The 13,904-nt window shown below is 58.3% G+C and carries 7 protein-coding genes and 1 pseudogene; 2 read left to right on the top strand and 6 right to left on the bottom strand.

What is annotated here, in order from left to right:
• Positions 1–305: 305 nt before the first annotated feature.
• A complete protein-coding gene (locus ACNPAA_RS03575) occupies positions 306–1,118 on the top strand; it encodes a pyruvate, water dikinase regulatory protein (RefSeq protein ID WP_417891591.1) in 813 nt (270 codons plus the stop codon).
• 129 nt (positions 1,119–1,247) lie between these two features.
• Here ACNPAA_RS03575 and ACNPAA_RS03570 read toward each other — a convergent pair whose 3' ends face one another.
• Entirely contained in the window at positions 1,248–1,523 is a 276-nt protein-coding gene (locus tag ACNPAA_RS03570; RefSeq protein WP_010675154.1) for a hypothetical protein, read from the bottom strand.
• Positions 1,524–1,879: 356 nt separating this feature from the next.
• On the opposite strand from ACNPAA_RS03570, the gene ACNPAA_RS03565 reads away from it, so the two are divergent.
• Positions 1,880–3,256: an amino acid permease gene (locus ACNPAA_RS03565; RefSeq protein WP_171865176.1), complete on the top strand. Its 1,377-nt coding sequence runs from the start codon at positions 1,880–1,882 to the stop codon at positions 3,254–3,256.
• Positions 3,257–3,416: 160 nt separating this feature from the next.
• Here the strand turns inward: ACNPAA_RS03565 and ACNPAA_RS03560 are convergent, their stop codons facing one another.
• The 5 genes and pseudogenes from ACNPAA_RS03560 to ACNPAA_RS03540 all read right to left on the bottom strand — a co-directional run bounded on the left by ACNPAA_RS03560 (position 3,417) and on the right by ACNPAA_RS03540 (position 13,784).
• A complete protein-coding gene (locus ACNPAA_RS03560) occupies positions 3,417–4,118 on the bottom strand; it encodes an SIMPL domain-containing protein (protein WP_010675156.1) in 702 nt (233 codons plus the stop codon).
• A 54-nt stretch (positions 4,119–4,172) separates the two neighbouring features.
• Positions 4,173–4,730: a hypothetical protein gene (locus ACNPAA_RS03555; RefSeq protein WP_042879892.1), complete on the bottom strand. Its 558-nt coding sequence runs from the start codon at positions 4,728–4,730 to the stop codon at positions 4,173–4,175.
• Positions 4,731–4,817: 87 nt separating this feature from the next.
• Positions 4,818–11,096 (bottom strand): Ig-like domain-containing protein, encoded by a 6,279-nt coding sequence (locus ACNPAA_RS03550; RefSeq protein ID WP_417891607.1) that lies wholly within the window; start codon positions 11,094–11,096, stop codon positions 4,818–4,820.
• A gap of 66 nt (positions 11,097–11,162) precedes the next feature.
• Positions 11,163–11,591, bottom strand: a pseudogene (locus tag ACNPAA_RS03545) (retention module-containing protein); the annotation flags it as partial.
• 267 nt (positions 11,592–11,858) lie between these two features.
• Complete coding sequence (locus tag ACNPAA_RS03540; protein ID WP_408809372.1) at positions 11,859–13,784, bottom strand: EAL domain-containing protein; 1,926 nt, start codon at positions 13,782–13,784, stop codon at positions 11,859–11,861.
• Positions 13,785–13,904: the final 120 nt, after the last annotated feature.

Below are 13,904 nucleotides of genomic sequence, written 5' to 3'. Positions count from 1 at the left end.
GCATGTCTCCAGGTTGGGGGGCCAGGGTGACAATTCACCTGCTGTGCCAAGTCGTGTGTTTTTGTTAGTGTCTGTTGTCAACGACCATGAAAACGTTTTCTATTTATTGTCAAAAAAATCCCCGAGCAAGAGTTGGGGATGGTCGTTTGACACAGGCATTCTACAATAGCGACACAAAAAGGTAACGACTCAGGTTTGCAAGCGAGTTCACAACTTGGGCATGGCAGATCTGTTGACAAAAACGATATGGTTTCGAGAGATACTTATTTCTCGCCGCCCTCTGGAGCGCACCACAGGAGTCCGCAGTGCACACCGTATTCTATGTATCCGACGGCACCGCCATCACCGCCGAAGTCTTCGGCCACGCCGTGTTGAGCCAGTTTCCCCTGGCCTTCGAACAGGTCACCATCCCCTTTGTCGAGACCCAGGAGAAAGCGCGCCAGGTACGGGCACGCATTGATGAGCAGTTTCGCCAGACCGGGGTGCGCCCCATCCTGTTTCACACCATCGTCGACCCCATGGTGCGTGAAGAGGTGCTCAAGGCCCAGGCCAGCAGCCACGATTTTCTCAACACCTTCGTGAGCCCTCTCGAACAGAAGCTCGGTATCAAGGCCGAACCCAGGTTGCATCGCACCCATGGCATGGAAAACCGCAAGCTTTACGACGATCGCATCGAGGCGGTCAACTTTGCGTTGGCCAACGACGATGGCATCACCACCAGGGAGTATGACGAGGCAGACATCATCCTCATCGGGGTCTCCCGTTGCGGCAAGACACCGACCAGCCTCTATCTGGCGCTGCAATTTGGCATTCGCGCCGCCAACTATCCCTTTATCGAGCAGGACATGGGATCGCTGGAGCTGCCCGCCGCCCTCAAGGCCAATCGCCACAAATTGTTCGGCCTCACCATCATGCCGCAGCGGCTGCACGAGATCCGCAACCAGCGCCGCGCCAACAGCCGCTACTCCTCGCTTGATCAATGCAAACAGGAGCTGGCCAGCGTCGAGAGGCTGTTCCGCCAGGAGGCGATCCGCTTCCTCGATACCAGCTCCCACTCGGTCGAGGAGATCAGCGCCAAGATCCTGGAAGCAACCGGCCTTCGCCGCCAGCTCTGCTAACCTTCAAGGCTGTGACAGCACAACGCACCATGAAATAGATGAGTGGCAAGATAACGAAACAGAAGAACAGGATGAAAAAATGATGCCAGCATCATCGCTGGCATCCCATCACTCGCGGGGCAAGCAGGCTCAGGGCTTGTTGAGTTCCTTGTTGTTCATCAACATGCCGTGAAAATGGATGAGTCCCCTGCCCTTGCGGACTCGCTCGCTCAGCCAGCAGGCTGGCACCATCCCCATCCCGGCAGCAAGGATGAGCACCATGGCGATGTGGTTCACCAGGTAATCCGCTCCCAACCAGCCCCAGACAACAAGGCTGCTCATCGCCATCGTCAGCAACATGGGGGATAGCCAGATCCCGAGCCAGAGCACGGCCATCACCAGGCCACCGACTATACGCTCCATCATATGAGTCCCTTTTTATCAAAGGGCAACAAGGCCATAAAAACCGGACTGAGTCAATAGATTAAAATCCACCCGAACACAAAACCAGCAACCACTCTCAAAACCCCTTTCCAGATCATGAAAAACCTGAACATTGCCCACAAAGCAAACCAATGATGAGGAAAACAGGTGCACAAGCGGTCGATTATCACTATTCTGCTCGGGTTGGTAGCCGCCATAAAAAACAGTGCGCGGCAAACCGTAACGATATTAATACGGATTTCGTCACGTTTTCGGCACAAGATGCCGCGCCGGGCACAGGAGGTGCCACGGCAGACGAGGCGCGAGACGAGTGAATTCAGCGACGTAAGGAAGGAAGAATGGATCTTCAACAAGACGGCGAAGAGCTCAAGCGCGGCCTGAAAAACCGCCACATCCAGCTCATCGCGCTGGGCGGTGCCATCGGCACCGGCCTGTTCCTCGGCATTGCCGACACCATCAAGATGGCGGGCCCTGCGGTGCTGCTTGGCTACGCCATCGGTGGCTTCATCGCCTTCCTCATCATGCGCCAGCTCGGCGAGATGGTGGTGGAAGAGCCGGTGGCCGGTTCATTTAGCCACTTCGCCTACAAATACTGGGGCGACTTCGCCGGCTTCGCCTCCGGCTGGAACTACTGGGTGCTCTATGTTCTGGTGAGCATGGCGGAGCTGACGGCGGTCGGCATCTACGTGCAGTACTGGTGGCCCGAGATCCCGACCTGGATGTCGGCGGCCTTCTTCTTCGTGCTGATCAACGCCATCAACCTCACCAACGTCAAGGCGTTCGGCGAGATGGAGTTCTGGTTCGCCATCATCAAGGTGGTCGCCATCCTCGGCATGATAGGGTTCGGCGGTTACCTGCTGTTTTCCGGCACCGGCGGCCCCGAGGCCACGGTCAGCAACCTCTGGGCCCAGGGCGGCTTCTTCCCCAATGGCGTCGGCGGGCTGGTGATGGCCATGGCCTTCATCATGTTCTCCTTCGGTGGTCTGGAGCTGGTCGGCATCACGGCGGCGGAAGCGGACAATCCCGAGAAGAGCATTCCCAAGGCCACCAACCAGGTGATCTATCGCATCCTGATCTTCTACATCGGTGCCCTGACCGTGCTGCTCTCCCTCTATCCCTGGGGCAAGGTGGTCGAAGGCGGCAGTCCGTTCGTGATGATCTTCCACGCCTTGGACAGTAACCTGGTGGCCAACGTGCTGAACCTGGTGGTACTGACCGCTGCGCTCTCCGTCTACAACAGCTGTGTCTACTGCAACAGCCGCATGCTGTTTGGTCTGGCCAAGCAGGGCAACGGTCCCAAGGCGCTGCTCAAGACCAACAAGAGCGGTGTTCCCCTGACCGCCATCACCATCTCGGCGGCGGCCACCTTGCTGTGCGTGCTGATCAACTACCTGATCCCGGGCAAGGCTTTCGGCCTCTTGATGTCTCTGGTGGTCTCCGCCCTGGTCATCAACTGGGCCATGATCAGCCTCGCCCACCTCAAGTTCCGCAAGGTCAAGGCGGCCGAGGGGGTTGAACCCAAGTTCAAGGCGTTGTGGAGCCCGTTTGGCAACTACCTCTGCCTCGCCTTCATGGCCGCCATCCTGGTGATCATGTACATGAACGACGGCACCCGCATCTCGGTCGAGCTGATCCCGGCCTGGGTCCTGGTACTCGGTATCGGCTATCTGCTCAAACAGAAGAGCCAACGCAAGCTGGCGACCAACCTGGGCTAGGCATCATCCCTCTCCAGCAAAAATGCCGGTCACTGACCGGCATTTTTTATTCCATTCCCGTTTCACCTGACCCAATTCGCGGCTCACTTGTCCTGCCAGCCCCTGCAATGACAAACCCGAGGGGTTGCCTCGGGTTTGAGTGATGGACAAAGGGGCTGTGTTATTCCAGCAGGAAGACGGCTTCTACATTGTCAGTGATGCTGATCTGCTGCTGTTGATAGCTGTTTTCCATCATGTCGGCGGCAGGGGCTGCCGCGGCCTTCATGGCACGGGTATAGACCGGCATGGGGGAACTGTTGCGGTATTCGACGCTATACACCTTGCCAAGCTTCATGCCGAAAGCCTTGGCCAGGGATTCCGCCTTGCTCGTGGCATCAGCGACAGCACCAAGCCGGGCCTGCTCCTTGATGACCTGTGGTGACTTCAGGCCGTACTCTATCTGGGTCACGGACTCCAGACCCGCCTTGAGGGCGGTATCCATCAACTGGCTGAGTTTGTCGAGTTGATAGAGTTTGACGGCCAGTTGGCGCTGGGCACGGTAACCCACCATTTCAGGCTGCTTGTTCTGGGGGTACTGGTACTCGGGGGAGATCACCAGATTGCCAGCCTCCACGTCGCTGCGCTTGATGCCCAGGCTCTCCAGCTGGCCAAAGAAGGCTGCTACCTTGGTATCTACCTGCTGTTTGGCCTTGATGCCCTGCTTCTCCAGTGCCGTGACGGCGACATTGAGCGTCAGCATGTCTGGTTCAGCCTTCTGCTCCGCATAGCCACTGACGACCAGATGGGGGGCCTGAGGAACCTCGATGGCAAGCAACGGAGCACTGACAACCAGCGCGGACAGGGTAAGAAGGGGACGCCACATAAAAAAACCTCCATCATTTAGATGGAGGTCATTATGCATGTCGTCGATTGGGATTCATATATCGTGTGTCGGCGGGATCTGGTCCAGCACCTGATTGGTCATGTCGATATTGATGCTGATCTCCCCTCCTCCTGAATTGCCATGGCTTGTCATCACGGGAGCAGGCGCCGGGCTGCCAAACAGCGATTCATCCTCAAAGTGGAACGAATCCCACGACAGAACATGACCTTGTGATGGCAGATTCGGCTCGGACGTCGTCACAACGGCCAGCGCCCCCCAGTCAAGCTCCTCACCGTGGCTGAGCAGCCCCTGCAAGGAGGTATCGCTCAGACTTTGCAACGAATACTCCTGCTGCCCCCACTCATGGCCGACCAGCACCATCATGTGGGGCAGGGGCGCATCCTCTGCTGGCGTGAAGCTGATACGAGAAGCGGCAAAGTCCACATTCAGCAACCCCGCCACCTCACCATCTTCGCTCTCCAGCTCCAGACCGTTGAGCGTGTCACCCGTCATCGTGGCCTGATAGCCAAAGCGGCCGGTGCAGACGATATTGTCCTGCCCGTTCCAGCTATAGCGAATGCCGTCGATGTCGACCCAGTTGAATGACTGCATGGTGACCCTCTCCTGATACTGCAGCTATCTTATCTGCCCACTCCATCAAATAACAGGGGCCGGGCACACCCGGCCCCCATACCCTGCTTACGGATCGACCTTGAGGTTGCCCTGATCCAGCAGATCCTGAATGATCTGCAGATTGGATTTGCCAGCCGTCAGATCCACGTTGTCAAAGAGGATGATATGAGTCGTGGTGCCACTTCCCGCTCCATCCAGATCAATGGTCAGTGTCGACTTGCCACTGCCCGGACCAGGAGCAAAGGTAAGATAGTGATCCAGTGTGCTCGCATCGGCATGCTCACCACTGAGCAGTTCACTCAGGTCCAGAACATCTCCATTGGCCCCCGTGGTGAAGTCTTTGATGGTATCCGTGCCTCCTGCATCACCTGCCATCCATTTGAAGGTATCCTTGCCAGCCCCACCAGTCAGGGTATCACTGCCGGTACCCCCAATCAGCAGGTCATTGCCATCCCCCCCCAGCAGGATGTCGTTGCCAAGGCCACCCGTCAGAGTGTCGTTGCCGGACTCTCCGAGCAAGGTATCGTTACCACTGCCTCCATCCAGCTGGTCGTTTCCGGTTCCCCCGACCAAGGTATCCTTGCCGCCAGCTCCTAAGAGCAGATCATCACCGGCGCCACCCGACAAGATATTGTCCAGACTGTTCCCTGTTATGCTGTCCCCAAAATCGGAGCCGATGGCATGCCCTTGCGTGCTGTTGAAGGTCACATTCACAGCGCTGGCGGCGGCATCATAGTCTGCTGTGAACGGGGCTTCCGGCAACAGGCTTAGTCCGATATTGCTGTGGACTGCATCGCCGTCCCCGTCAATCAGTGTGACTGGCAGTTGCAGACTGACCGGGATCCCAGGAGTGGCAACGCTGGAACCAAAGTCCCCTATCTTGAAGTCACTGCCCGCAGCGTAGTGGAATTCTAGGCTGTTATACCCATCCGCCGTGTAGGCAGCCAACTTGGTATTGCTCACCACCCCCACCACGGTTGCGACATAGGCCACACCAGCACCGGGATCATCATCACTGAAGTTCACCGTAAAGTTTCGCCCTCCCACGGAGACAATCTGCGACATGCCTGCAGCTATGCTGACAACCTTAGTCGAGCCGTTGAAGCTGATGGCCACCGCTGTCAACGACTCCTTGTTTCCATCGCCTATATCGTTGTCATTGTCTACATCCTGACGGGCAACGATCTTCACGCTGGATCCACTACTGCCGATTGCGGTAAACAGAGCCGAGGCACCATTGACGTCGTAGTGTGCCTCAAAGGCATGTGTGGCTGGGTCGCCATAAGACCCACTACTCCCAGGAGAACCTGTAAGATCGACAACAAAGTCGATCCGCATAGCCTCACCGAGGCCGATAGATGCTCCACCACTGATCCCCCCGGTATTGGCTGTGGTATTAACGGTACCGCCGTCCACCCCACCCGTCATCGCCGTCAACAGCAGATCCTTGCTGTCATTAGCCACAGCGGTGAATCCAGCCCAAGGACCGTTGCCACCGACGAAGTTATAGCCACCACCATTAAAGTCTATCGTGGTCTGACCACCATCAACCTCTCCTATCATCTGGACTTGGTAAGTGGCAGAGGCAGGCTGCAAGGTCGCGATGAAGACAGTCCCTGCAGCCGTGGAAGCCGTGAGCACTGTTCCGTTTGAGGATAATGAATAAGTAATGGGCAAGCCACCGGACGTCAGTCCGCTGTTGCTGCCATTAAGTGCACTGTCAAAGCGGATGCTCCCACCATCCGCGCCATAGTTGTTTGACAAGGTACCATCACCATCCAGCAAGAAGGTGCCGGTCACGCCCGATTGGTTCAACATGACCCCCATGGCGGGCGTCATCACGAAGGGCACATCATCTTCCACCTGGACGATGAAGTTGCGGATCAATGCGACATTGTCCACGCCTTCATGTGCGCTGATCACGCTGGACAGGTTGAGGGCCTTCAGCTCCAGATCGTTTCCATCTCCCTGGGGATGATCAATGGAGCCTTGCAGGGTGAAGGTGTAATCCCCATCACTCTCCACCTGCAGGGTGAAGATGGGTTTGCTACCAGCCATGGCAACCAGCGTATCGACCCCGGCACCATGAGTGATGCTATAGGTAATCGCCACGCCCCCCGAGGTCAGTGCAGGCAGCCCTGCCGTCGACCCCATGCCAAAGCTAACCCCCACGCTATCCGCCACCATTTGCGCCAGAGACCCACTGACCGTCGTCAGCAGAGGATTGTTGCCTGGCAAGCCTGTGGGCAGGCCGTCTTCAAACACGGAGGCGACGATGGGGGACGTATCCAGTACCAGGATTTTCAGCTGGGCGCTGGAGGTATCGCCGTCCGAATCCACGATGGTGTAGGTGAAGACCTCCTGGGTATGAGCCGCCACATCATTGGGGGGTGAGTAGGAGTAGGAACCGTCCGCATTCACGGTCAGTCGGCCCCCTGCCGGCGTCGGGATGGGACCCGTTGTGCCGCCTTGCACCAGGAAGGTCACGACATTGCCGTTGATGCTGTCGGCCACCCCGGCATAAACAGCCGGATTGGTGACGGTAAAGCTGATCTGCACTACGGTCACGGGGCCATCGGCACCCGCAACATCCACACCAGCACTGCCATCTACGTCGGTGATCACGTTGCCGGTTGCCGGTGGCGGCACTGTGGCTTGCAAGGTGGCATCCAGGTCATTGATATTATCGACCAGAGTCACGGTGTCACCGTTATCCTCCACCAGGGCCAGTTGCGAAATGGCCGATGCGTTGCCACTGACGTTGAGGCCAACGGCATAGACCTCCACGTTGTTGTTGTTCACAAAGCTTGTCCAGCCTGCCGGAACGTTGCCCTCATTGGGTGCACCATCCGACAGGAAGTAGACCTTGGTTTCGTAACCAGCCAATGCCGGATTGGCTAGATCGGCTGTCAATTGGTTCTGTGCTAATACAAGAGGCGCATTGTAGTTGGTACCACCGCCATCTGTTGGCAGGCCGGAGATGCTGGCCTTGGCCACGTCGGGATCGCTCGTCTGCGGGATCAGCAAAGCACCACTGGCAAAATCGATTACTGTGATGGTCAGGGGAACCCCCAGAGCCACATAAGAGTCAATCATGTGGTTCAACGCACTCTTGGCCAGTTCCAGACGATTCGGGGATCCATTAGTGGTCGTGCCTATCTTCCAGAGCATGCTGCCCGAAGTATCGATCACCAAGACGAGGTTGAATGGAGGCAACCCGGCTTCCGTCACCGTAACGCTGTTATCCTTCGCCGTCGGCACGTCGTCCACGATCTGCACGCTCAGGGTGTTCGAGGCCGAATCCCCGTCGCTGTCCACCAGGCTCACCGCGAAGTCTTCGAACAGGCTGTTGTTGCCGTTCGCCGTCGGGTGCGCCTCGTTGTCGTTCAGGGTGTAGCTGTAGCTCACCAGCCCGGTCGCCGGGTTGTACCCGGTGATGGTCAGGGTGTTGCCCAGCGGCGTGGTCACCCCGCTCAGCGGGAAGCCCGCCACCACCCCGTTCACCACGATGTTGATGCCACCCACGCTCAGGGTCTTCACCCCGTCCGGCGCGCTGATGGTGAAGTCCCCCGTCACCGTGGTCGACTCCTTGCTGCTGTCCGACCCCGCCGACTCATTCGCGCCACGGGTCGCCAGCAGGTCGTCCTCGTACACCTTCGCATCCCCGCCCTCGCCCTTGGGCGTCAGGTTGGTGATGGTCACCCCGTCATCGTCGTTCTTGATGGTCAGGGTCAGGGTCGCCGTGCTCACGTCTCCGTCCGCATCCGTCAGGGTGTAGGTGAACACTTCGCTGCCCACCCCGCCCCCGGTCAGCGCCTTGAAGTCACCGTCGTTCGGGTTGAGGGTGTAGGTGTAGGTGCCGTTGGCATTGAGCACCAGGCTGCCGTAGGTCCCGCTCAGGGTGCCCGCGGTCACCGCCGCGCCATCCGCCCCCTGCACATCGTTGGTGATGACGTTGCCATTGAGGACCAGGTTGTTCTCGCTCGCCGCCGTCAGGTTGACGTCGCTCACCGCCGTCGGCACGTCATCGACAATCTGCACGCTCAGGGTGTTCGAGGCCGAGTCCCCGTCGCTGTCCACCAGGCTCACCGCGAAGTCTTCGAACAGGCTGTTGTTGCCGTCCGCCGTCGGGTGCGCCCCGTTGTCGTTCAGGGTGTAGCTGTAGCTCACCAGCCCGGTCGCCGGGTTGTACCCAGTGATGGTCAGGGTGTTGCCCAGCGGCGTGGTCACCCCACTCAGCGGGAAGCCCGCCACCACCCCGTTCACCACGATGTTGATGCCACCCACGCTCAGGGTCTTCACCCCGTCCGGCGCGCTGATGGTAAAGTCCCCCGTCACCGTGGTCGACTCCTTGCTGCTGTCCGACCCCGCCGATTCGTTCTCGCCGCGGGTCGCCAGCAGGTCGTCTTCGTACACCTTCGCATCCCCGCCCTCGCCCTTGGGCGTCAGGTTGGTGATGGTCACTCCGTCATCGTCGTTCTTGATGGTCAGGGTCAGGGTCGCCGTGCTCACATCCCCGTCCGCATCCGTCAGGGTGTAGGTGAACACTTCGCTGCCCACCCCGCCCCCGGTCAGCGCCTTGAAGTCACCGTCGCTCGGGTTGAGGGTGTAGGTGTAGGTGCCGTTGGCATTGAGCACCAGGCTGCCGTAGGTCCCGCTCAGGGTGCCCGCGGTCACCGCCGCGCCATCCGCCCCCTGCACGTCGTTGGTGATGACGTTGCCATTGAGGACCAGGTTGTTCTCGCTCGCCGCCGTCAGGTTGACGTCGCTCACCGCCGTCGGCACGTCATCCACGATCTGCACGCTCAGGGTGTTCGAGGCCGAGTCCCCGTCGCTGTCCACCAGGCTCACCGCGAAGTCTTCGAACAGGCTGTTGTTGCCGTTCGCCGTCGGGTGCGCCTCGTTGTCGTTCAGGGTGTAGCTGTAGCTCACCAGCCCGGTCGCCGGGTTGTACCCGGTGATGGTCAGGGTGTTGCCCAGCGGCGTGGTCACCCCGCTCAGCGGGAAGCCCGCCAGCACCCCGTTCACCACGATGTTGATGCCACCCACGCTCAGGGTCTTCACCCCGTCCGGCGCGCTGATGGTGAAGTCCCCCGTCACCGTGGTCGACTCCTTGCTGCTGTCCGACCCCGCCGACTCATTCTCGCCGCGGGTCGCCAGCAGGTCGTCTTCGTACACCTTCGCATCCCCGCCCTCGCCCTTGGGCGTCAGGTTGGTGATGGTCACCCCGTCATCGTCGTTCTTGATGGTCAGGGTCAGGGTCGCCGTGCTCACGTCTCCGTCCGCATCCGTCAGGGTGTAGGTGAACACTTCGCTGCCCACCCCGCCCCCGGTCAGCGCCTTGAAGTCAACGTCGTTCGGGTTGAGGGTGTAGGTGTAGGTGCCGTTGGCATTGAGCACTAGGCTGCCGTAGGTCCCGCTCAGGTTGGCGGCCGTCACCGCCGCACCATCCGCCCCCTGCACGTCGTTGGTGATGACGTTGCCATTGAGGACCAGGTTGTTCTCGCTCGCCGCCGTCGGGTTGACGTCGCTCACCGCCGTCGGCACGTCGTCCAGCACCACGACATCCAGCCCTGCACTGGTCGTGTCGCCATCGAGGTCCGTCAACACAACGTTGAAGCTCTCCGTCAGAGCCCCATCATTTGCAGGTTTGTTATGTGTTTCGTTATCGTTCAGGGTGTAGCTGTAGGTCACGCTGCCAACCCCTGTCACCGGGTTGTAGCTGACGCCGGTCACCAGCAGTTGATTTCCCAAAGGACTGGGGATCCCCTGGGGGAAGGTGGTCAAGACCTGGCCATTGCTGATCAGCGTCACACCTCCCAGCGTCAGGCTTTGCACTCCATCTGCCGCATTGAATGTAAAGGTACTGCTCTTGGTCAGGGCTGCGCCATCGGGGGCTGAGCCATCCGGCAACGCGGCTTCATCAAGGACAAGCTCACCACCCTCGACCTGCAATCCATTCAGCGAGACAGGCTCATCTACAGGGGTGATGGTGATGGTCAGAGTGGAGTCGTTGGTATCATCCCCATCCGTTACGGTGTAATTGACCGCAGGTACAGGGCCTGTGTAGTTCAGCGCGGGGGTAAAGGTATAGGAGCCGTCGGCATTGATGATCAGCGTACCAATCCCATCCAGCGTGCTCTCAACGCCAGCAGCAATTCCCTGATTGTTGCCCCAGCTATAGGAAATGACAGACGAATCAAGGGGACCATCCGGATTGTTGCTGTTGTCGAGCACATTGCCACTGATGGCCTGATCTTCCTGGGTGACAACAGACTCATCCTGATCATCGAGCTGATTCTCGGGCAGAAGATCGTCTTCCTGCAGCACATTCTGATCGATCAACGTATCATAGCCGGTATCAAATCCGGCCTCGGCTATAGTCGCATCTCCGATGCGATCTATGACAACAAAACCACCATTGCCACTGGCCCCAGCGACCCCGCCGATACCGCCACCACCACCACCGGCGGCAGGTGCCCCACCGGCAGCAGAGGCTTCGAAGTTCTTGGTCGGGTCAACCCCTTGCAGGATGGATTGTTGCAACGCCGCAATTTCTGGCGACACTTCAGGCGAGCCTTGCTGATGATTGGCAACCGATGAGGAAGGTTGCCCCTCTGGAGGCATCTCTGCCCCTGCCGGGACACCATTGTCCACTGCAGGTTTGTCATCGTAGGGAGCCAGCATCAATTTGGCATCATCAGCGATATTGAGTCTGGCGCCAGGCTGCAGGATCTCGCCAGGCTGGAGAGGGCGACTGCTGCCATCGGCAAGCAGGATCTGAACGTTGCCTTCTACGGAAGAGACGACCACGGTTTTGTCGATGATTTGGGTGCGCATATCCATTGCTCCAGGGTGACAGATCTTGATGCCTACACTCTAGATACGCCCCCGTCCTGCTTCAGTTGCAAAAATGTACAGGGTTGAGTCTCTTTGGCTTCATCCGATGCAGCGAATCGAACGAATATTTTTTACATATAAAAATCAATTAAGTAACAGCATGAGTTTTAGTGATATTACCTGTTTGTCGCGTAAAAATGATGTACATATTCTAAACAGATATAAAAAAGGGCCCTTAATGGGCCCCTTTCTATCGAGTTGTACCACTTATGCCAGTGGAAATGCAGGGTGAACGAACCCCTGATAACCATCGATATGCAAACTGGACAACAATTCAACCTGCCGTTGATCTTCCACCCGGGTGGCGATGGTCGTGACACCCGCGTTGTGGGCAGCCCGACAGACAGCCGCCAGGAAGGAGGTATCGGCGCCTGGTTCCATGACCTGGCTGGTATACCCGTGGTCCACCTTGACATAGGCGGGGGTCAGCTCTTCCAGATAGCCGAGGGACTGGAAGTGCCGGCCATAGTGATCGACCCCCCACAAGAAGCCGTGCTCTCGCAACAGCTCAACCAGATGAGTCACATACTCTTTGTGTTTCATGATGGCCGCTTCCGGGATCTCGAACAGCAGTCGCTCCTTCAGCTCCACGTTCAGCGACAGATAGCCTCTGAGCCATGTCAGGAACTCATCCGAACAGAGAGAACCCGCCGTGATATTGACTGCCAACACCAATTCCGGTTGCTGATTGAACAAGGGGACGCAGGCTTCCAGCACCGCCTTGTCAAACTCGGCCCCCATCTTGAACTGCTCGATCGCAGGCAAGAACTGCCCTGCGAAGTAATCCGTTCCATCTCGCGAGATGGCCGCGAACAACTCGGCATGCAGGCGGGTACCATCATCGAAGCGGCATGCAGGCTGTGCCTTGAAGCGCCAGAGATGTCTGGCAATGGCATCCTGCACCAGGTCTCGCCAGGCAAGGCGTCCCATCAGTCCCTGCTCATTGCCGCCTTCCATCACGACGGCACCGCGCCGCTCATTGCGTGCTTTGCCAAGGGCGTTATCCGCCTTCGTCAGCAGGGCCGAGAGATCGTCATTGCCATCACGGCCAGCGATGCCGACGACGGACAGCGCTCCGCTTTCTCCCATGGGATTGACAACCAGATCGGCGATACGGCTGTTGATGAGCTCCGCCAGCTCCTTGAGCTGAGACAGATCATCGGTGGGGCAGAGCAAGGCATACTCCGTCGCCGAGATCCGGGCCAGTGCCGCGCCATCCCAGCCATCCAGCAGTTCCCTGAGCACCTGTGCAATGGACTTGACCATGTTGTCCCTTGCAGCAAAGCCCTCTTCCCGATAGAGATCGTCCAGCATGTCGACGGCCACCAGCATGACCCCGCCCTGCCCGGCCTCCGCAATCCAGGCATTGACCTGCCCGACGAAGTAAGAGCGGTTGCCAAGCCCGGAGACGGCATCCACATAGACGCGGGCTCGCAGATTCTCGGCCTCGTCGGCCTGCTCCTTGAACTGTACGGCGAGCTTGCTGGAAAGGGTATTGATGGCCTGTACCACTTGCCGCAGCTCGCGGGTCTTGGGCTCGGGAATGGCGTGGCCGAAATGGTGCAGCTCGATTTCAACCGCCTGATCGCAAATCAGCTTGAGCGGTTTGAGCAGATAATTGAGCGCCCGCATCAGCAAGAGAGTGGTGACGAGAAAGCCGACCAGGAACCAGGTGGCCAGTTCGCTCATTCCTTTCCAAAGCTCGTAGTAGGCTTGTCCAGGGTGGCCGACGACCTTCAGCTTGCCCAGTTGCAGCCAACCCGACGTCAAAATCGATTCATTGGCCACTTCAGGGAACAGCTCCAGCCCAATGAACCACTTTGGGACCCCTTCGATATGGCTGCTGTTCTCCAGCTCGATGACATCCTTGGAGGCCAGCAGATCGAGACGGACCAGCTTGTAGTAACCCCCGTCGAACACCGCCTTGATCACGGATTCGGCACTGACCTTGTCGCCGTTCTCCAGATAGGGGGTCAGCGCCAGACCCAGTGCGGTGGACGTATTGATGACGGTGGTCTCCTGCTGCTGCGCCAGGTAGTTGCGGGTCGAATTGAATTGCACCCAATAGGTGGCGGCAAACAGCAATCCGAACAGCAGCAGCATGGTTGCCAATAGTTGTCTGTAGAGCGTCATCATGTACAGGATCTTTAGCTACAACCAATTGAAATAGATAGAAAAAAGGCTTCGTTTGTGATCTGATTTAATCGCAAAAAAAAACCGACACGCCCGAAGCCATGACTATTATCAATGCAA

Source organism: Aeromonas sp. PS2Canimalfood6, assembly GCF_048276795.1.
GTDB classification, from domain to species: domain Bacteria; phylum Pseudomonadota; class Gammaproteobacteria; order Enterobacterales; family Aeromonadaceae; genus Aeromonas; species Aeromonas caviae.
The sequence above is the reverse complement of the archived record's forward strand: the minus strand, read 5'-3'. Positions and strand labels throughout refer to the sequence as shown.